The sequence below is a fragment of the Streptomyces sp. NPDC097129 genome (genome assembly GCF_055668065.1).
In genome coordinates, this window is sequence record NZ_JBVOQE010000001.1 from 58,406 (window position 1) to 78,151 (window position 19,746).

The 19,746-nt window shown below is 71.7% G+C and carries 17 protein-coding genes; 7 read left to right on the top strand and 10 right to left on the bottom strand.

What is annotated here, in order from left to right:
- The first annotated feature begins 4 nt into the window (after positions 1 to 4).
- The 4 genes from zwf to AC0B9F_RS00330 all read left to right on the top strand — a co-directional run bounded on the left by zwf (position 5) and on the right by AC0B9F_RS00330 (position 4,104).
- The gene (gene zwf, locus AC0B9F_RS00315; RefSeq protein WP_471997930.1) at positions 5 to 1,549 is read left to right on the top strand and encodes a glucose-6-phosphate dehydrogenase; all 1,545 of its coding nucleotides are present in this window, start codon (positions 5 to 7) and stop codon (positions 1,547 to 1,549) included.
- Positions 1,546 to 2,670, top strand: coding sequence for a glucose-6-phosphate dehydrogenase assembly protein OpcA (gene opcA, locus AC0B9F_RS00320; protein ID WP_471997931.1), 1,125 nt, complete (start codon positions 1,546 to 1,548; stop codon positions 2,668 to 2,670). The genes zwf and opcA overlap by 4 nt, the downstream gene beginning before the upstream one ends.
- On the top strand, positions 2,667 to 3,449 hold the full coding sequence (pgl, locus tag AC0B9F_RS00325) for a 6-phosphogluconolactonase (RefSeq protein ID WP_471997932.1): 783 nt from the start codon (positions 2,667 to 2,669) through the stop codon (positions 3,447 to 3,449). The genes opcA and pgl overlap by 4 nt, the downstream gene beginning before the upstream one ends.
- Positions 3,450 to 3,546: 97 nt before the next feature.
- Positions 3,547 to 4,104 (top strand): DUF7336 domain-containing protein, encoded by a 558-nt coding sequence (locus tag AC0B9F_RS00330; protein ID WP_471997933.1) that lies wholly within the window; start codon positions 3,547 to 3,549, stop codon positions 4,102 to 4,104.
- Positions 4,105 to 4,141: 37 nt separating this feature from the next.
- Here AC0B9F_RS00330 and AC0B9F_RS00335 read toward each other — a convergent pair whose 3' ends face one another.
- The 5 genes from AC0B9F_RS00335 to AC0B9F_RS00355 form a co-directional block, all read right to left on the bottom strand.
- On the bottom strand, positions 4,142 to 4,981 hold the full coding sequence (locus tag AC0B9F_RS00335) for a carbohydrate ABC transporter permease (protein ID WP_471997934.1): 840 nt from the start codon (positions 4,979 to 4,981) through the stop codon (positions 4,142 to 4,144).
- Positions 4,978 to 6,339, bottom strand: a complete 1,362-nt coding sequence (locus tag AC0B9F_RS00340; protein ID WP_471997936.1) for an ABC transporter permease subunit — start codon at positions 6,337 to 6,339, stop codon at positions 4,978 to 4,980. The genes AC0B9F_RS00335 and AC0B9F_RS00340 overlap by 4 nt, the downstream gene beginning before the upstream one ends.
- A gap of 6 nt (positions 6,340 to 6,345) precedes the next feature.
- Positions 6,346 to 7,674 (bottom strand): ABC transporter substrate-binding protein, encoded by a 1,329-nt coding sequence (locus AC0B9F_RS00345; RefSeq protein WP_471997937.1) that lies wholly within the window; start codon positions 7,672 to 7,674, stop codon positions 6,346 to 6,348.
- A 32-nt stretch (positions 7,675 to 7,706) separates the two neighbouring features.
- Complete coding sequence (locus AC0B9F_RS00350) at positions 7,707 to 9,320, bottom strand: glycoside hydrolase family 13 protein (protein ID WP_471997938.1); 1,614 nt, start codon at positions 9,318 to 9,320, stop codon at positions 7,707 to 7,709.
- A gap of 135 nt (positions 9,321 to 9,455) precedes the next feature.
- Positions 9,456 to 10,727 carry an ABC transporter substrate-binding protein gene (locus tag AC0B9F_RS00355; protein ID WP_471997939.1) on the bottom strand — a complete coding sequence of 424 codons (1,272 nt, stop codon included), beginning with the start codon at positions 10,725 to 10,727 and terminating at the stop codon, positions 9,456 to 9,458.
- A 123-nt stretch (positions 10,728 to 10,850) separates the two neighbouring features.
- Here AC0B9F_RS00355 and AC0B9F_RS00360 point away from each other — a divergent pair, with 123 nt between their 5' ends.
- The 3 genes from AC0B9F_RS00360 to AC0B9F_RS00370 all read left to right on the top strand — a co-directional run bounded on the left by AC0B9F_RS00360 (position 10,851) and on the right by AC0B9F_RS00370 (position 15,182).
- Positions 10,851 to 11,366: a PadR family transcriptional regulator gene (locus tag AC0B9F_RS00360; RefSeq protein ID WP_471997940.1), complete on the top strand. Its 516-nt coding sequence runs from the start codon at positions 10,851 to 10,853 to the stop codon at positions 11,364 to 11,366.
- Positions 11,363 to 12,124: an ABC transporter ATP-binding protein gene (locus tag AC0B9F_RS00365; protein WP_471997941.1), complete on the top strand. Its 762-nt coding sequence runs from the start codon at positions 11,363 to 11,365 to the stop codon at positions 12,122 to 12,124. Before AC0B9F_RS00360 ends, AC0B9F_RS00365 begins: the two co-directional genes overlap by 4 nt.
- A gap of 775 nt (positions 12,125 to 12,899) precedes the next feature.
- Complete coding sequence (locus AC0B9F_RS00370) at positions 12,900 to 15,182, top strand: FtsX-like permease family protein (RefSeq protein ID WP_471997942.1); 2,283 nt, start codon at positions 12,900 to 12,902, stop codon at positions 15,180 to 15,182.
- Between the two features lie 263 nt (positions 15,183 to 15,445).
- On the opposite strand, the gene AC0B9F_RS00375 is transcribed toward AC0B9F_RS00370, so the two are convergent.
- The 5 genes from AC0B9F_RS00375 to gap all read right to left on the bottom strand — a co-directional run bounded on the left by AC0B9F_RS00375 (position 15,446) and on the right by gap (position 19,492).
- Positions 15,446 to 15,781: an RNA polymerase-binding protein RbpA gene (locus tag AC0B9F_RS00375; RefSeq protein WP_398981054.1), complete on the bottom strand. Its 336-nt coding sequence runs from the start codon at positions 15,779 to 15,781 to the stop codon at positions 15,446 to 15,448.
- 217 nt (positions 15,782 to 15,998) lie between these two features.
- Entirely contained in the window at positions 15,999 to 16,235 is a 237-nt protein-coding gene (gene secG, locus AC0B9F_RS00380) for a preprotein translocase subunit SecG (protein WP_471997943.1), read from the bottom strand.
- Positions 16,236 to 16,343: 108 nt separating this feature from the next.
- Positions 16,344 to 17,120: a triose-phosphate isomerase gene (gene tpiA / locus AC0B9F_RS00385; RefSeq protein WP_471997944.1), complete on the bottom strand. Its 777-nt coding sequence runs from the start codon at positions 17,118 to 17,120 to the stop codon at positions 16,344 to 16,346.
- Positions 17,121 to 17,126: 6 nt separating this feature from the next.
- Positions 17,127 to 18,338: a phosphoglycerate kinase gene (locus tag AC0B9F_RS00390; protein WP_471997945.1), complete on the bottom strand. Its 1,212-nt coding sequence runs from the start codon at positions 18,336 to 18,338 to the stop codon at positions 17,127 to 17,129.
- A gap of 146 nt (positions 18,339 to 18,484) precedes the next feature.
- The gene (gap, locus tag AC0B9F_RS00395; RefSeq protein WP_471997947.1) at positions 18,485 to 19,492 is read right to left on the bottom strand and encodes a type I glyceraldehyde-3-phosphate dehydrogenase; all 1,008 of its coding nucleotides are present in this window, start codon (positions 19,490 to 19,492) and stop codon (positions 18,485 to 18,487) included.
- Between the last annotated feature and the right edge of the window lie 254 nt (positions 19,493 to 19,746).

Below are 19,746 nucleotides of genomic sequence, written 5' to 3' on the forward strand. Positions count from 1 at the left end.
GAACTTGTCAAGCAGCAACCCGCTGCTCTCGGGCAGCAACCCGCTGCGTGACCCCGCAGACCGACGGCTCCCGCGTATCGCGGGGCCGTCGGGTCTGGTCATTTTCGGCGTCACGGGCGATCTGTCGCGCAAAAAGCTCATGCCGGCCGTGTACGACCTCGCCAACCGGGGTCTGCTGCCGCCGGGTTTCGCGCTGGTCGGCTTCGCCCGCCGCGACTGGGAGCACGAGGATTTCGCCCAGGTCGTGCACGACGCCGTCAAGGAGCACGCGCGCACGCCGTTCCGCGAGGAGGTCTGGCAGCAGCTGATCCAGGGCATGCGGTTCGTCCAGGGCACCTTCAACGACGACGAGGCCTTCGAGCGGCTGCGCGGCACGATCGAGGAACTGGACAAGGCGCAGGGCACGGGCGGCAACTTCGCCTTCTACCTGTCGGTGCCCCCGAAGTCCTTCCCCGTCGTGATCCAGCAGCTGAAGAAGCACGGCCTCGCGGACCAGAAGCAGGGCTCCTGGCGGCGCGCGGTCATCGAGAAGCCCTTCGGCCACGACCTGAAGTCGGCCGAGGAACTCAACGGGATCGTCCACGAGGTGTTCGCCTCGGACCAGGTCTTCCGCATCGACCACTATCTGGGCAAGGAGACCGTCCAGAACATCCTGGCGCTGCGCTTCGCCAACCAGATGTTCGAGCCGATCTGGAACCGGTCCTACGTCGACCATGTGCAGATCACGATGGCCGAGGACATCGGCATCGGCGGCCGCGCCGGCTACTACGACGGCATCGGCGCCGCCCGGGACGTCATCCAGAACCACCTGCTCCAGCTGCTCGCGCTGACCGCCATGGAGGAGCCCGCCTCCTTCGGCGCGGACGCGCTCGCGGCGGAGAAGACCAAGGTGCTCGGCGCGGTCCGGCTGCCCAAGGACCTGAGCCGGGACACCGTGCGCGCCCAGTACACGGCCGGCTGGCAGGGCGGCGCGCAGGCGGTCGGCTATCTGGAGGAGGAGGGCATCGACCCCGCCTCCACCACCGACACCTACGCCGCGCTCAAGCTCGGCATCGACAACCGCCGCTGGGCGGGCGTCCCCTTCTATCTGCGTACCGGCAAGCGGCTCGGCCGCCGCGTGACGGAGATCGCGGTGGTCTTCCAGCGCGCCCCGCACTCCCCCTTCGACACCACGGCGACGGAGGAGCTCGGCCAGAACGCGATCGTCATCCGCGTCCAGCCGGACGAGGGCGTGACGGTCCGCTTCGGGTCGAAGGTTCCGGGCACCTCGATGGAGATCCGGGACGTGTCCATGGACTTCGCCTACGGCGAGTCCTTCACGGAGTCCAGCCCCGAGGCGTACGAGCGCCTCATCCTGGACGTGCTGCTCGGCGACGCCAACCTCTTCCCGCGCACGGAGGAGGTCGAGCTGTCCTGGAAGATCCTCGACCCGATCGAGGAGTTCTGGGCGGCCCACGGCAGGCCGGCGCAGTACGAGGCCGGCACCTGGGGTCCGGCCGAGGCCGACGAGATGCTGAAGCGGGACGGACGGAGCTGGCGCCGGCCATGAGGATAGACCTGACGGACACCACGGCCAGCAAGGTCAACAAGGCACTGGTGCAAGGCCGCCGCGCCATCGGCACACCGGCCGTCGGCATGGTGCTGACCCTCGTCATCGTCACCGACGAGGAGAACGCCTACGACGCGCTGAAGGCCGCCAGCGACGCCTCGCGTGAGCATCCCTCGCGCACGCTCGTCGTCATCAAGCGGGTCTCGCGCACCCCGCGCGACCGCACCCAGTCCCGCCTGGACGCCGAGGTGCGGGTGGGCGCGGAGGCCGGCAGCGGCGAGACGGTCGTGCTGCGTCTGTACGGCGAGGTCGTCGACCAGGCCCAGTCGGTGGTCCTGCCGCTGCTGCTGCCGGACGCGCCGGTCGTCGTGTGGTGGCCGGTGAACGCCCCGCTCGACCCGGCGAACGACCCGCTCGGCACGCTGGCGCAGCGCCGGGTGACGGACTCCTACGCGGCGGAGGAGCCGGTACGGGAACTGGCGGAGCGCGCCCGGGCCTACGCGCCCGGCGACACCGACCTGGCCTGGACCCGGCTCACACCGTGGCGTTCGATGCTGGCGGCAGCGCTGGACCAGGTCACCTGCACGGTGCAGGCGGTCGAGGTGGAGGGCGAGGGGTTCAACCCGAGCTGCGAGCTGCTGGCGATGTGGCTCGCGGACCGGCTGGACGTGCCGGTGAAGCGGTCGGTGTCGGCCGGCCCCGGGCTGACCGCGGTCCGGATGGACACCGACTGCGGTCCGGTCACGCTGGACCGCGCGGACGGCACGCTGGCGACGCTGTCCGTCCAGGGCCAGCCGGACCGGGCGGTGGCGCTCAAGCGCCGGGAGACCTCCGAGCTGATCGCGGAGGAGCTGCGCCGGCTGGACCCGGACGACACGTACGCGTCCGCGCTGCGGTTCGGGGTGGAGAAGCTGAACACCGCCCCTGCCTCCGCGGAACCGGCTGCCGCCGAGGAGAGCGCCGCCTCGGACGAGCCCTCCGCCGAGCCCTCCCCCGCGGAGGGTTCCGAGGACGCCGCCGCCGTCGAGACTCCCGTCGAGGAGGCCGCGAAGGCGCCGGCGAAGAAGGCGGCGGCCAAGTCGGCACGGAAGTCCCCGGCGAGGAAGGCGGCGGCGAAGTGAGCACTCCGCAGCTGGTCGTGCACCACGACAAGGAGCTGATGGCGCAGGCCGCCGCGGCCCGCCTCATCACGAAGATCGTGGACGCGCAGACGTCCCGCGGCTCGGCGTCGGTCGTCCTGACGGGCGGCCGCAACGGCAACGGCGTCCTCGCGGCGCTCGCCGCCGCGCCGGCGAGGGACGCGATCGACTGGGCCCGCCTCGACCTGTGGTGGGGCGACGAGCGGTTCCTGCCCGAGGGCGATCCGGAGCGCAACGTCACCCAGGCGCGCGAGGCCCTGCTGGACGCCGTACCGCTGGATCCGAAGCGGATGCACGCCATGCCCGCCTCGGACGGCCCGTACGGCACCGACGCGGACGCGGCGGCCGCCGCCTACGCGGAGGAGCTGGCGCGGGCGGCGGGCCCGGAGAACCATGGCCCCGTCCCGGTGTTCGACGTGCTGCTGCTGGGCGTCGGCCCGGACGCCCACGTGGCGTCGCTGTTCCCGGAGCTGCCGGGGGTCCGGGAGACCGAGCGGACGGTGGTCGGGGTGCACGGCTCGCCCAAGCCGCCGCCGACCCGGATCTCCCTGACGCTGCCGGCGATCCGGGCGGCCCGGGAGGTCTGGCTGCTGGCGGCCGGCGAGGACAAGGCGCAGGCCGCGGCGATGGCGCTGTCGGGCGCGGGCGAGATCCAGGCCCCGGCCGCGGGCGCCCGGGGCCGCGCCCGCACCCTGTGGCTCCTGGACACGGCGGCCGCCTCGCAACTGCCGAGGTCGCTCTACCCGCCGGCGTCACCGTGAGCGCGGGTTCCTGACACAGGACGCCGGGCGGGCCGGAGTACCGGCCCGCCCGGCGTCTTTTTCCCTGGGAAGGGGCCGACCGTTCTTGGAGAACAACATGTCCGGGCCTGCCACGGTGTACCTGCTCTCGCACGTGCACCACATGGCTGACGACGCCGGCGAAGTCCTGCACTTCCAGGGCCCCGACGACAACTGGTGCGACGACGGCGTCGACGACCGGAAGGACCTGGGCACCTACGCCGGCCGGGAGAAGGCGCTGCACCGCATCGAGCGGGCACGGCAGCTCCCGGGGTTCGCCGACGAGCCGAACTGCTTCCACATCGAGGAGGTCACCGTCGACGAGGACGACCGGCGGGACGGTGACGACACCACGCTGTCCTCCGGAAGCGTCTACGAGGTGTGGCACGTCCGCCACAGGGCCGAGGAGGACGGTGAGGTCCGGCACTTTCAGGACCCCGACGACTTCTGGTGCGACGAGGAGTTCGACGACGTGCGGCTGCTGGGCGTCTACTCGACCCCGGAGAAGGCGCGGGCCCGCGTCGAGCGGTCCCGTCCGCTGCCCGAGTTCGCCGACGAGCCGAACTGCTTCTCGGTCATCGAGGTGACGCTCGACCAGGACGACTGGACCGACGGGTTCATCACCGTGTGGTCGTGACCCGCCCGGCCCGCCGCGCGGACCCGCCCAGTGCCGCCTACTTCACCGACCCCGCCATCACGCCCTGCACGAAGTGCCTCTGGAAGGCGAAGAAGACCACCACGGGCACGATCAGGGAGAGGAACGCGCCGGGTGCCAGGACGTCGATGTTGCTGCCGAACTGCCGGATCTGGGACTGGAGTTGCACGGTCAGCGGCTGCGAGGAGCTGTCCGCGAAGAGCAGCGCGACCAGCATGTCGTTCCACACCCACAGGAACTGGAAGATGGCCAGCGACGCGATCGCCTGGCGGCCCACCGGCAGCACGAGCCGGGTGAAGATGCGCCACTCGCTGCCGCCGTCCATCCGGGCGGCCTCCAGCATCTCCTTCGGCATCTCGGCGAAGTAGTTGCGCAGCAGGAACACGGCGAACGGCAGCCCGTAGGCGACGTGGAAGAGGACGACGCCGGGGATCGTGCCGAACAGGCCGAGCTTTCCGAAGAGTTTGGCGACCGGCAGCAGGCCGATCTGCACCGGCACCACCAGCAGTGCCACCACCAGCAGGAACAGCGGTTCGCGCAGCGGGAAGTCCAGCCAGGCGAAGGCGTATCCGGCGAGCGCCGCGAGGACGACGACGAGCACCGTCGTCGGCACCGAGATCAGGACGGTGTTCCAGAACGCCTGGGTGATGCCGGCGTTCTTCAGCAGTGCCGTGTAGTTGTCGAAGGAGAGCTGGCCGGGGCTGGTGAACGCCGTCCACCAGCCGCCCTTGGCCGTGTCGGAGGCCGACCTGAGCGAGGACAGGAACAGTCCGGCGAGCGGTGTCACCCACACCAGGGCGATCACCACGAGGAAGGCCTGCACCGCGGCGCTGCCGAGGCCCCGCCTGACCGCGTTCATCGCTGACTCCTTTTGAAGCGGCGGACGTTGAAGACCATCGCGGGGACGACCAGGAGCAGCAGCAGGACGCCGAGGGCGCTGCCGAGGCCCTGGTTGTTGCCGCCGCCGAAAGACACCAGCCACATCTGGGTGGCGAGCACGGTCGCGTCCTCCTGCACCGGTCCGGGCGCGATGATGTAGACGAGGTCGAAGACCTTCATCACGTTGATGACGAGGGTGACGAAGACGACCGTGAGGACCGGCGCGAGCAGCGGCACGGTGATCCGGCGGAAGATCTGCCACTCGTTCGCACCGTCCATCCGCGCCGCCTCCAGCGCGTCACGGGGCAGCGTGGACAGCCCGGCGCCGATGAGGACCATCGCGAAGCCGGTCCAGATCCACAGGTAGGCGCCGATGATCGCCGGGGTGACCAGGGTGGGCCCGAGCCAGGAGACGCCCTGGTAGGGCGGGGCGAAGTTCGACTTCGGCAGCTTCAGGGTGTACGTGCCGTCGTCGAGCCCCGCGAAGCGGAACGAGCCGTCGGACCCGGTCGTCGCGCTCGCCACCGTACGGCCGTCGCGCAGCGCCTCGACCTTCATCCCGGGCAGGCCGCTCTCCTTGGGGTCGACCCGGCCCTGCCGCCCTCCCCCGCCGGGCGTGAAGTCGAGGTAGACGACGCCGCGCACCTCGTCGGCGGCGGCCGTGCGGGCGGCGGCCCCGTAGGCCGGGCGGACGTCCTTCGGCAGGTCCTTGGGCGCCACGCCGACCAGGCCGAGCGCCGCCGACTGTCCCGGCCGCACGCTCCCGGTCGTCAGGTAGGAGCCGTCCCGCCCCTGTTGGAGGCCCTGCCCGTCGCGGACGCGGGCCGTCGGGTAGGTGGAGGTGCCCGTGAACGCGTCGTGGACGGAGACGACGGCCGCGTTGAGGACGCCCTTGCCGGGGTCCTCGTCGTAGGCGAGGCGGAAGATGATGCCCGCGGCGAGGAAGGACACGGCCATCGGCATGAACAGCAGCAGCTTGAAGGCGGTGGCCCAGCGGACCTTCTCCACCAGCACGGCCAGGATCAGGCCGAGTCCGGTGAGCAGCGCGGGGGCCACCACCACCCAGATCGTGGTGTTCCGGATGGCCTTCAGGGTCGCCGGGTCGCGGAACATCTCGGCGTAGTTGCCGCCGCCGACGAAGCGGGTGCCGGAGGCGTCGAAGAAGCTGCGGCCGACGGAGAACAGCACCGGGTAGACGACGAGCGCGCCGAGCAGCAGCAGCGCCGGGAAGACGAACAGCAGGGCGACGATCCGCCCGCGCCGCTTCAGCCGCCGCGCGCGGTCGGCGGGCGGCGCGGTGCGCGGCGGGCCCGCCTCTTTCGTGAGGGTGGCGGTCATCGGTGATCAGCCCTGGTACGCCTTGGCCGCCGCGGCCTCCAGCTTGGCGGCGGTGCCCTGCGGGTCGGACGGGTCGCGCAGGAAGTCCTGGAGCAGCTTCCACTCGCCGACACCCTTGGTGCCGCCGAAGGAGGCGGGCGCCTGGTCGGACATGTCGAAGCGGACCGAGTCACCGGCGGCGATCAGCGACTTGGCGGTGGCGCGGGTGACGTCGTCGCCGTAGTCGGCGAGGTCGAGCTTCTTGTTCGGGGACAGGAAGCCGCCGGCCTTCGCCCACACGGCCGCGGCCTCCGGGGTGGCCAGGTACTCCAGCAGCTTCATGCCGGCGTCGGCGTTCTTGCCGTCCTTGAGGACGACGGCCGCGTCGCCGCCGCTGACGACCGGGGCCTTGCCGCCGTCAACTGAGGGGAACGGGAAGAAGTTCGCGTCCGCGCCGATGTTCTTGCCGAACTGGTCGTGCGCGACACCGGCCACGAAGTCGCCCTCGTAGACCATGCCGGCCTGGGGCTTGGGCCCGAACACCTTCTCCACCGAGCCGGGGAAGTCGGTGTTCAGGGCCTCGTTCTGCCCGCCGGCGATGAGCTGCTTGTCCTTGAACAGCTTGCCGAGCGTCCCCAGCGCCTTGACCACGCTCGCATCCGTCCACTTCAGCTTGTGGGCGGCGAGGGCGTCGTACTTCTCGGGTCCGGCCTGGGAGAGGTAGATGTTCTCGAACCAGTCGGTGAGGGTCCAGCCGTCCTGCCCGGCGACCGCGAACGCGGCGAGCCCGGAGTCGGAGACGGTGTGCCCGGCCTTGAGCATCTCGTCGTACGTGGCCGGCGGCTTGACGCCGGCCTGGGTCAGCGCGCCGGGGCTGTACCAGACGGTGGACTTGTGGGCGGCCTTGAAGTACAGGCCGTACAGCGCGCCGTCGACGCTGCCGTAGGTCTTCCACACAGGCGCGTAGTCGGCGGTGATGGTCTGCTGGGCGGTCTGCGACAGCGGCTTGAGCCAGCCCTTCTTCGCGAACTGCTGGAGCACGCCGACCTGCGGGACCATCACGACGTCGGGGGCGTTGCCGCCCTCGATCTTGCTGCCGACGACCGTGGAGACGTTGTCGCCGGTGGAGACGAACTGCGTCTTCGCGCCGGTCTTCTCGCTGAACGCGTCCAGCACCTTCTGGAAGTTCTTCTGCTCGCTGCCGGACCAGACACCGGCGACGGTGACGGTCTTGCCGCTGAGCGCCTTGTCGCCGCCGCCGGCCGCGACCGGTCCGCCGCCCGAGCAGGCGGTGGCGCCGAGGGCGAGGGCGAGCGCGGTGCAGCCGGTGAGCAGGGTGGTACGTCGTCGCATCATCGTTGATGTCCCTTCGAGGGGGTGAGCGGGTTTCAGAGGTCGGCGATCCACCAGGCGGCCGTGGAGCCGGGCAGTTCGCCGGGGACGGGGCAGGGGCCGCTGGAGAGCAGCGGCGTGCCGGGCGCCGGTGCGGCGGTCGGGGCGGTGGTGAAGTTGACGGCGCAGACCAGGCCGTCGCCGCGGGTGAAGGCGAGCACGCCGGGCGGGGTGTCCAGCCAGCGCAGCTCCCCCTCGCCCAGCTGCGGGAGGTCCTTGCGCAGCTGGAGGCCGTCGCGGTAGAGGTGCCAGAAGGAGCGGGTGTCGGCGAGGGCGCGGTCGGTGGCGTACTCGGCGAAGTAGTCCGGCTGCGGCAGCCAGGGCCTCGCGCTCTCGGCTCCGGAGGTGAAGCCGAACGGGGACGCCTGCCCGGACCAGGGCAGCGGCACCCGGCAGCCGTCGCGGATGCGGGCCCGGCTGCCGGTGCGGCGGAAGATCGGGTCGGTGAGCACGTCGTCGGGCAGATCGACGACCTCGGGCAGACCCAGCTCCTCGCCCTGGTAGATGTACGCCGCGCCGGGCAGCGCCAGCATCAGCAGCGCGGCGGCGCGGGCTCGGGCCGCGCCGAGGCCGCTGCCGTGCGGGGTGGGCTCTCCGTAGCGGGTGACGGTGCGGACCTGGTCGTGGTTGTTGAGGACCCAGGTGACCGTGGAGCCGGTGCCGGCGATGTCCTGCATGGCCTCGGAGATGACCTTGCGGAAGGCGTCGGCGTCCCAGGGAGCGCCGAGGAGGTCGAAGAAGAAAGCCTGGTGCAGCTCGTCCGGGCGCACGTACTGGGCGTGTTCACGGGCGGTGGGCACGGACACCTCGCCGACGAGGAGGCGTTCGCGCCCGTCGCGCCGCGCGTACTCCTCGCAGACGGAACGCCACTGCCGCCATACGTCGTGCACCTCGGGCTGGTTCCAGGCGAGCGGGTTGACCGAGTCGCGGGTGCGGGCGTCGGCCTCCGGGTCGTCGGAGTCGGGCAGTTCGGGGTGCTTGTACAGGCCGGCGGCCACGTCGATGCGGAAGCCGTCGACGCCCCGGTCCAGCCAGAAGCGCAGGACGCGCTCGAACTCGGCGGCGATCTCGGGATTGCGCCAGTTCCAATCGGGCTGCTCGGGCGTGAACATGTGCAGGTACCACTGGCCGTCGCCGGTCCGGGTCCACGCCGGGCCGCCGAACATGGCGTGCCAGTTGTTGGGCGGCTCGCTGCCGTCGGCGCCTCGGCCGTCGGCGAAGTGGAACCGGGCGCGGGCCGGGCTGCCGGGCGCGCTCGCCAGCGCCTCGCGGAACCACGGGTGCTCGCTGGAGCAGTGGTTCGGCACGATGTCCAGCAGGACCTTGACGCCGAGGCGCCGGGCGGCCGCGATCAGCAGGTCGAACTCGGCGAGGTCGCCGAAGAGCGGGTCGACGTCGCAGTAGTCGGCGACGTCGTAGCCATGGTCGTGCTGCGGCGAGGGGTAGAAGGGGCTCAGCCAGATCCCGTCCACGCCGAGCTTCTTCAGATACGGCAGTCCGGCCCGCACGCCCGCGAGATCGCCGATGCCGTCGCCGGTGCTGTCCAGGAAGCTGCGGACGTACACCTGGTAGATCACCGCGTCACGCCACCAGCGGTACTTACTCAACATGCATGCATGTTAGGTAGCCGTGTCGCGGAGGTGTCAATGAAAAGAACGGAGGCTACTGCCTAGTTGGTGCGACAAAAGCGGACAGATCAGGGCATCCGGCGGCCAGATGAGATGTCCGCGTTACCTAACAGGTAACTATCCGCGGGAGGTGGCGGCCAGCTCCCGGGCCAGTCGCCGTACCGCCGCGGCGGGCGTCTGGCGCCCGGTCAGCGCGTCGTGCACGACCGCCTGCACTACCAGGCTGACCTGGTCGTAGTGCGGACTCTTGGGGCGCGGCGCGGCGTTCAGCACGCTCTCGCGCAGGGTCGGCAGATAGGGGAAGCGCCGCACCAGGGCCGGGTCGTCGTACAGATCGGCGCGTACGGGCGGCAGCGCACCCTGCGTCAGGACCTGGCGCTGGACGCGCTCGCTGGTCAGGTACGCGATCAGGCGCTCGGCTGACTCCGGATGCCGGGCGTGGGCGTTGACGGCCAGGTTCGACCCGCCGAGGACACTGGTGCCGGGCCCGTCCGGCCCCGGCAGCGGTACGACGCCGATCTTCCCGGCGACCTTCGAGCCGGGCGCGGAGGCGACGGCGTAGGCGTAGGGCCAGTTGCGCAGGAAGAGCAGCCGGCCGTCCTGGAACGCCTGCTTGGACTCCTCCTCCTTGTAGGTCAGCGCCGCCTTCGGGATCCAGCCTTCGCGCAGGCCCCGCACCAGGAAGCCGATGCCCTCGCGGGCGGCGGCGGAGTCCACGGTGACCCGGGCGCCCTCGTCGCCGAGGATGGTCCCGCCGGCCGAGTACACCGCCTCGGCCGCGTTCACGGTCAGCCCCTCGTACGGCAGGAACTGGCCCGCGTAGCCGTCGAGGCCGTACTTCGGCGCGACCGTCTTCGCCTCGCGTTCCAGCTCGGCCCAGGTACGCGGCGGCGGCAGGCCCTCCTTGGCGAGGACGTCCTTGCGGTACAGCAGCAGACCGGCGTTGGTCACATACGGCACGGCGTACAGCCGGCCGTCGTAGGTGGCCGTGTCCACGACCGGCGGCAGGAAGGCGCCGAGCGGGAAGCGGGCGCGCGGCAGCGGGGCGATCCAGCCGGCCGCGGCGAATTCCGAGGTCCAGTCGACGTCGATGTTGAGCACGTCGAACCGGCCCCGGTCACCGCCGCGCAGGTCGGTGACCATCTGCGCGCGGGTCTCGTCGGCGGAGTCGGGCAGCTCGACGAGCGTGACCCTCTCACCGGGATGGCTGTCGTTCCAGCCCTTGAGCAGGGGGCCCAGATAGCCGGTGAGATCCCCGGCCGTGGCCAGGGTGAGCGGCCCGCGGCCACCCGCACCACCCTCACCGGCGCGGGCTCCGGAAGCGAGGTAACCGGTGAGTACGACGGCGAGAACGAGGAGGCCCCTACCGGCGGCGCGTATCCACCGCATAGGTTCCTCCCTGTACACCGGCCACGGGCACCCTCGCCCGGAGTCAGAGGCCATGTATACCTGTTAGGTAATGCGCGATACTAGGGCCTGGAGCACATTGGGCGAGACAGGAGGAGTGACGGCGTGCGCCTGCCCCTCCTGGCACTCCTGGCCCGTGGTCCGGCCCACGGCTACGAGCTGAAGCAGGACCTTGAGCAACTGCTGGGCTCCGCGTACCCTCAGCCGAACATCGGCCAGATCTATGTGACCCTCGGCCGTCTCGAGAAGCAAGGGCTGATCGAGGGCGAGGAGGTCGAGCAGTCCAGTCGGCCGAACAAGAGGATCTACCACCTCACCGACGCCGGTCGCGAGGCGCTGAGCACCTGGTTCGAGGACACCGAGGACGAGCCGCGGGTGCGGGACGAGTTCTTCATGAAGCTCGCGCTCGCCCCGCAGACCGGACTCGCCGACCAGATCGCCCTGATCAACCGCCAGCGACGCCAGTACCTGAACACCATGCGGAGCCTGTCGAAGCTGGCGGCGTCGGAGAGCCGGGAGAACCGTATCGCCCAGCTGCTGATCGAGGGCGCGATGCTGCATCTGCAGGCCGACCTCGACTGGCTGGAGCGGTGCCAGGAAGAGCTGGAGGAGCTGGAGTGAGCGAGGGTACGCAGACTTCGGCCTCCGTGCTGCGCGCCGAGGGGCTGGTGAAGACCCACCACGGCGAGGGCGCCCCCGCGCATGCCGTGCGCGGCGTCGACCTGAGGGTCGCGCCGGGCGAGTTCGTGGCGGTCACCGGGCCCTCCGGAGCCGGCAAGTCGACGCTGCTGCACCTGCTGGGCGGGCTCCAGCGGCCGGATCAGGGGAGCGTATGGCTGGGCGAGGCCCGCACGGACACCTGGAGCGAGGCCCGCTGGGCGGTGGAGCGGCGCAAGCGCATCGGCATCGTCTTCCAGTTCTTCAACCTGGTGTCCAACCTGTCGGTCGCCGACAACGTCGAGCTGCCCGCGCTGCTGGCCGGTGTGCCGCCGAAGCGGGCCCGCGCCGAGCGGGAGGAACTGCTGGGCGAACTGGGGCTCGCCGGCAAGGAGCGCAGCATGCCGGGCGAGCTGTCCGGCGGCGAGCAGCAGCGCGTCGCCCTCGCCCGGGCCCTGGTCAACCACCCGCCGCTGCTGCTGGCCGACGAACCCGCCGGCAGCCTGGACAGCAAGGGCACCCGTGAGGTGATGCGGCTGCTGTCCCGCTTCCACCAGCGCGGCCAGACGATCGTGCTGGTCACCCATGACGCCCGGCTGGCCAGCGCCGCGGACCGCGTGATCAGCTTCTTCGACGGCCGGATCGCGGACGACGCAACCCTGGACAGCACCCCGCCGGCCCACGGCCGCGGCACCTCGGGCGTACTGGAGCTGACGGAATGAGCCCGGTGAACGAACGGGTGAGCGACGAGGCAACGAGACGTCCCGTGCTCCAGCCAGCCGGGGCCGGGGCTCGGGTCGGGCGCCGGCCCGCCGGGTCCGTCGGAGCAAGGACGCGCGCCGGAATCCAGCCCGACGGGGCCCGAGTGCGGGCCGGATACCGGCCCACCGGGGCCCGGGCGCCGGTCGAGTACCGGCCCACTGCGGCGCGGGTACCGGTCGAGTGTCGGCCCACCGCCGCCCGGGTGCCGGTCGAGTGCCGGCCAACCGGGGCGCGGGTGCCGGTCGAGTACCGGCCCACTGCGGCGCGGGCGCGAGGCGGGCTCCGGCCCACTGGGGCGCGGGTACCGGTCGCGTGCCGGCCCACCCAACCGCTGACGCGAGCCTGCCTCCGGCCCGCCAGGGCCCGGAGGCAGGTGGGCTGTCTGCCGGCCGGGGCGCGAGCCGGGCTCCAGTCCGGCGGGGCCCGGGTGCCGGTCGAGTGCCGGCCCGCCGGGGCACGGGCGCGGGGCGGGCTCCGGCCCACTGCGGCCCGATTGGGGGCCGGGTGGCGGCCCACCGTGGCGCGGGTGCCGGTCGCCTATCGGCCCACCCGAGCACAGACGCGAGGCGTGCTCCAGTCCGACGGGCCCCAGGTGCCGGTCGGGGGCCAGCCCGCCCGAGCACGGACGCGCGCCGGGCTCCAGTCCGGCGGGGTCTGGGTGCGGGGTGGCTTTTCGGGCGGCGGGGCAGTGGTGCGGGGCGGGCTTCGGGCCGCCGGGGTGAGGGGCTGAGGGCGGTGCGAGCGACTCTGCGCTGGGCGCACTCCGATCTGCGCGCGCACCGCGGCGAGGCCCTGTTCATCGTGCTGGCCACCGCCGGGATCGTCGCGTCGCTGCTGCTGGCCACGGCCCTGTTCGGGTACGCCACCAACCCCTGGCAGCGCGTGTTCACCCAGTCCCGCGGCGCCCACGTGTGGCTGCACACCACCGCCACGGCCGACACCCACCGGCTCGCCGCGCTCGACGGCGTCGCCGCGGTCGCCGGGCCCTACGCCACCGAGTCGGTCACCGTCGCCGCCCGCGGCACCCGCGCCGCCGTCGAACTGCGCGCCACGGACGGACGCCCCGCGGTGGGCCGCCCGCTGCTCACCTCCGGGCAGTGGCTGCGGCCCGCGGACCCCGACGGCGTGGTGCTGGAGAGCCGGCTCGCCCACGCGCTGCTGGCCGAACCCGGGGACACGCTCACCGTGCCGGGCACCCACCGCACCCTGACCGTCGTCGGCGTCGCCGACAGCGCCGAGCCCGGCTACCGCCCCGGTGAGCGGCCCGGCCTGGTCTGGGCCCCGCCGGCCGCCGTCCACGCCCCCTTCGGACGGGTCGTCGGGCTGCGGCTGACCGACCCGGCTGACACGGACTACGCCGTGCAGCGGGCAGTGACCGCGCTCGGCGCCGGCACGGTCGGCGAGGTCGCCACCTGGCAGCAGGCGCGCGCCGAAGCGCAGGGCGGCACCCGGCTGCTGGGCCAGGTGCTGGGGCTGTTCGGCCTCGGCGCGCTGCTCGCCGCGGGTCTGGCGGTGCACGGCGCGCTGGCCACCCGTATCCGCGGCCATCTGCGGGACATCTCGGTGCTGAAGGCGATCGGCTTCACGCCCGCCCAGGTGGTACGGATCTTCCTGCTCCAGCACGTGGCCTACGCGCTGCTCGGCGCGGTGGCGGCGGCCGTGCTGGTGCAGGGCCTCGGCAACGGCGTGCCGGGCCGGCTGGGCGACGCGGTCGGCGTGTGGCAGGGCCTGCCCGGTCACACCGCGGCGCTGGCCGGGGTGCCGGTCGCGGCGGTGCTGTTCATCGCCGCGGTCACGGGGCTCGCGGCCTGGCGGGCGGGCCGCGTCCCGCCGGTGCCGGTGCCGCGCCCGGCGTCCCCGGCGGCCGGCCGGCTGACGGGCCCGGCCCGCCGCGCGCTGGGTCTGGGTGTGCCGCCCGGCCTGGTGCTGGGCTGGCACCGCGCGTTCACCCGGGGCCCGCGCAGCGCGGCGACGATCGCCCGCCTGACGCTCCCGCTGCTGCTGATCGTGGTGGCGCTGGGCGCCTGGACGACCATCGACCGTTTCCACACCGCCCCCGAGCGGATGGGCCTGCCCGCCGCACTGACCGTCCGCACGGACGCGAGGATGACCGACGCCGCCACGCGGGCCCTGCTGGAGCGCACCCCGCAGGTCGCGGCGGCCTACCCGGGGGTCGAGGTGGCGGCGCTGGTCCCCGGCCAGACCGCGACGATCGCGCTGCGCGGCCTGGGCACGCACGCCTCCCCCTACCCGTACACCCTCGCCGAGGGCCGCGCCGCGCACGGCCCGGACGAGGCAGTGGCCGGTCAGGGCCTGCTGGACCTGCTGGACGTCCGCGTCGGCGACTGGGTCCGCATGACCGTCGGCGACCAGCCGCAGATCCTGCACATCGTGGGCCGCAGCATCGAGCCGGAGAACGCCGGCCGGGTCATCTCCACGTCCCTGGACACCCTGCGCGAGAACGACCCGGGCCTGCGCCCGAGCCTGTACCAGCTCCGGCTGCGCGCGGGCGCCGACCCCGGCGCGGTCGCGGCCTCGCTGACGGCGGCCGGCCACGGCCATCTGGACGTGCACCGGGTGACGAACCCGGCGGACGGCCTGTCGCCGCTGCGTGGCGTGGTGGCCGGGCTGATCGCGATCCTGGCCCTGATCGGGGTCGTCGAACTGCTCACCGCGATCGGCGCCACGGTCCGTGAGAGCGAGCGGGACCTGCTCGCGCTGAAGGCGATCGGCCTCTCCCCGCGTCAGATCACAATGATCACGGTGACGGCGACGGCCCTCACCACCCTCACGGCGGTCCTGGTGTCGCTGGCCCTGGGCGTCCCGCTGTCCCACTGGCTGGTCGACGTCCAGGGCACGACGAGCGGCATCGGCGCGGGCATCGCCCAGACCCCGTCGCCGACGGTCCTGCTCCTGCTGACGGCGACCGCGACGGCGGGCGCCGTCGCCCTGGCCGCGCTGCCGGCGGCCCGCGCGGCGCGCCGGCGCCTGGCGGACACGCTGAGCGCGGTGGCGTAAGCGCCACCACCGCCGCACCCATTGCCTCGTGCAGGTCGGCGCCGTCCTCGTGGGACACCAGCCGTCCTGGTGGGACACCAAACGGAACGTCAACTCGCGCGCGCTGCGGGCCCGCAGCACCTGTCGAGCACCGCGTGCATCTGCGGTCGTCCGGGCGCGGCAACGGGAAGGTCCGGTCGGCGCGCGGGTGCCGGGGAGGCGGCCGCCGGGGCGGCACAGACGTCCGGCCGGGCGCCCCGAGGTGCCCGGCCGGTCGTCAAGTGCTAGATCTCGCCCCGCAGTTTGGCGAGCGCCTCGGCGAGGATCGCCTCGCCGTCCGCGTCGCTGCGCCGCTCGCGCACATACGCCAGGTGCGTCTTGTACGGCTCGGTGCGCGGCGGGTCCGGCGGGTTGTCCCGGTCCTGCCCGGCCGGGAAGCCGCAGCGCGGGCAGTCCCACATGTCGGGCACCTGCGCGTCGCTGGCGAAGCTCGGCTGCGTCTCGTGCCCGTTGGAACACCAGAAGGAGATGCGCAGCCTGGGCGCGGACTCGCCGCGCTCGGCCTCGCCCATCGGCCCAGCCCCGACCCGGCTTCCTCGGATCGCGTTGCCACTTGCCACGGTCGTAACTCCCTGCGTGATGGTGCCGCGAAGCGAGTCGGCGTTTCGCTTCGCCGCGAGCGCCTCAGTGTACGTAAGGCCCAACGCGCGTCCAGTGAGGGGAGTTACAGCCCCCCGGCACGCAGACGCAAGCCCCATGATAGGCCGCGCTCCGGGGCGCGGACCGGTCATGGGGCCTTACGTAGCGGAATGTGCGTGATGTGCGTGATGTGTACCGTCAGCTGTTCGACTTCATGACGATGCCGAGGACGATGATGCTCGCGAGCCACAGCAGACCGACCACCACGGTGATGCGGTCGAGGTTGCGCTCGGCGACCGAGGAGCCGCCGACGGAGGACTGCACGCCGCCACCGAACATGTCGGAGAGGCCGCCGCCCTTGCCCTTGTGCATCAGCACCAGCAGCATCAGCAACAGGCTGAAGACGATCAGGGCGATCGAGAACCCCAGAACCACGGCTGGACCAACTTCCTCGGAATCGGATGGACGACGGGGGCCGGCGGACATGCACCGGCCCCCGCAAGGGTACGACGAAACGCCGTCACCGCATACTCACAGCTCGCCTCACTGATCGCGGAAGCGCACGATCTTGACGAACTCGTCGGCGTCCAGCGAGGCGCCGCCGACCAGGGCGCCGTCGATGTCGGCCTGGGCCATGATCTCGGCGACGTTGCCGGCCTTGACGGAGCCGCCGTACTGGATGCGGACCTTGCCGGCCAGCTCCTGCGAGTACAGCTCGGCGAGCTTGGCGCGGATCGCGGCGCAGACCTCCTGGGCGTCCTCGGCGCCGCAGACCTTGCCGGTGCCGATGGCCCACACCGGCTCGTAGGCGATCACGACGGTCTCGGCCTGCTCGGCCGGGACGTCCTTCAGACCGCCCTCGACCTGGGTGAGCGTGTGGGCGACGTGGTTGCCCGCCTCACGGACGTCCAGTTCCTCGCCGACGCACAGGATCGGGGTCAGGCCGTGCTTGAAGGCGGCCTTGACCTTGGTGTTCACGATCTCGTCGGTCTCGTGGTGGTACTGGCGGCGCTCGGAGTGGCCGACGGCCACGTACGTGCACTTCAGCTTGGCCAGCATGGACCCGGAGATCTCACCGGTGTAGGCGCCGGAGTCGTGCGCCGAGATGTCCTGGGCGCCGTACTTGATCTTCAGCTTGTCGCCGTCGACCAGGGTCTGCACGGAGCGCAGGTCGGTGAAGGGCGGCAGGACGGCGACCTCGACGGCCTCGTAGTCCTTGTCGGCCAGGGCGAAGGCGAGCTTCTGGACGTGCGCGATGGCCTCGAGGTGGTTGAGGTTCATCTTCCAGTTGCCCGCCATCAGCGGCGTGCGAGTGGTCATACGGGGTCAGTCCTCCAGTGCGGCGAGGCCGGGGAGCGTCTTGCCCTCGAGGTATTCGAGGGAGGCGCCGCCGCCGGTCGAGATGTGGCCGAACGCGTTCTCGTCGAAGCCGAGCGTACGCACGGCGGCGGCGGAGTCACCGCCGCCGACGACGCTGAAGCCCTTGGACTCCACGAGGGCCTGGGCGACGGCCCGGGTGCCTCCGGCGTAGTCGGGGTGCTCGAAGACGCCCATGGGACCGTTCCAGAAGACGGTCGCGGCGTCGGCGAGCTTCGAGGCGTACAGCTCTCGGGTCTTCGGGCCGATGTCCAGGCCTTCCTGGTCGGCCGGGATGGCGTCGGCGTCGACGGTGGTGTACGTCGCCGGGGCCTTGGTCTTCAGGTCCGGGAACTGGGTGGAGACCAGGACGTCGACCGGCAGGACCAGCTCGACGCCGCTCTTCTCGGCCCGCTCCATGTACTCCTTGACGACCGGTACCTGGTCCTCCTGAAGGAGGGAGATGCCGACCTCGTAGCCCTTGGCCTTGAGGAAGGTGTACGCCATGCCGCCGCCGATCAGGAGGCGGTCGGCCTTGCCGAGGAGCTGGTCGATGACGGCGAGCTTGTCGGAGACCTTGGCGCCGCCGAGGGCGACGACGTAGGGCCTCTGCACGTCCTCGGTGAGCTTCTTCAGGACGCCGACCTCGGTGGCGATGAGGTAGCCGGCGTAGTGCGGGAGCTGCTTCGGCAGGTCGAAGACGGAGGCGTGCTTGCGGTGCACGGCGCCGAAGCCGTCGCCGACGTAGGCGTCGGCGAGCGCGGCGAGCTGCCCGGCGAAGGCGGCGCGCTCGGCGTCGTCCTTGGACGTCTCACCGGCGTTGAAGCGCAGGTTCTCCAGGACGGCGACCTGGCCGTCGGTCAGGCCCGCGACGGTGGCCTTGGCGGAGTCGCCGACGGTGTCCGTCGCGAAGGCGACGTCGGCGCCGAGCAGCTCGCCGAGGCGCGCGGCGGCCGGGGCGAGGGAGAAGGCGGGGTCCGGCGCGCCCTTGGGGCGGCCGAGGTGCGAGGCGACGACCACCTTGGCGCCCGCGTCGGCGAGGGCCTTCACGGTGGGCAGCACGGCGCGGATGCGGCCGTCGTCGGTGATGGTGTCGCCGTCGAGCGGCACATTGAGGTCGGCGCGGACGAAGACCCGCTTGCCGCTCACGCCGTCGGCGAGAAGTTCGTCGATCGTCTTCATTGCTGGGGACTCTCCTGAGGAGGGCTCGTGGTGCTCCGTGATCGTAAAGGGGGCCGGTCCCGTACGTGCGTCAGGGCCCGGCCGGTACGCGACGGTGCGCACCGACCGAGCCCTGCTGGCGCATCGAGATGCCTACAAAGAGGCGATCAGAGCTGGTTGCCGACGAAGACCGTGAGGTCGACGAGGCGGTTGGAGTAGCCCCACTCGTTGTCGTACCAGCCGATGACCTTCACGTTCTTGCCCTCCTGGACCATGGTCAGGGAGGAGTCGAAGGTGCAGGACGCCGGCTCGTTGACGATGTCGGAGGAGACGATCGCGTCCTCGGTGTATTCGAGGATGCCCTTGAGCTCGCCCTCGGCGGCCTTCTGGAAGGCGGCGTTGACCTCTTCCTTGGTGACCTCGCGGGACAGCTCGACGACGAGGTCGGTGACCGAGCCGGTCGGGACCGGGACGCGCATGGCCATGCCGTCCAGCTTGCCCTTGAGCTGCGGCAGCACCAGGGCGGTGGCCTTCGCGGCGCCCGTGGTGGTCGGGATGATGTTCTCGGCGGCGGCACGGGCGCGGCGCAGGTCCTTGTGCGGGAAGTCCAGGATGCGCTGGTCGTTCGTGTACGCGTGCACCGTCGTCATCAGGCCCTTGACGATGCCGAAGTTCTCGTCGAGCACCTTGGCCATCGGCGCCACACAGTTGGTGGTGCAGGAGGCGTTGGAGATGACGTTGTGGTTCGCCGGGTCGTAGGCGTCCTGGTTGACACCCATGACGATGGTGACGTCCTCGTTCTTCGCCGGGGCGGAGATGATGACCTTCTTGGCGCCGCCCGCGATGTGCTTCTCGGCGTCTTCCTTCTTGGTGAAGATGCCGGTCGACTCGATGACGATGTCGACGCCCAGCTCGCCCCACGGGATGTCGGCGGGGTTGCGCTCGGACAGGACCTTGATGGTCTTGCCGTCGACGGTGATGGTGTCCTCGGTGTGCGTGACCTCCTGCTTGAGGCGGCCGAGGATGGTGTCGTACTTCAGCAGGTGTGCGGTGGTCGCGGTGTCACCCAGGTCATTGACAGCCACGATCTCGATGTCGGCGCCCTGCTCAAGCAGCGCGCGGAAGTAGTTCCGACCGATGCGGCCAAACCCGTTGATGCCTACGCGGATCGTCACGAACCGATCTCCTCGCTGGGTACGCCGGCCATGCGGAGCCGGCGAGCTCTGTTTGGGATGTCCCCGACCACCCCCGACCCTACCTCTCCGAGACCCCCGCAGTGACATCGAGATGCCACATACGCGGGCAGGCGGTCCGTACCCGCCGGTAGGGGTACGGACCACGTGGATCGGCGATGGTTTTGCCGGGGTTTACTGCGAAATGCCTACCCCTGTTGACGCCGTTGTCACTCGTTCGTGAGCGCGTCGGCTCA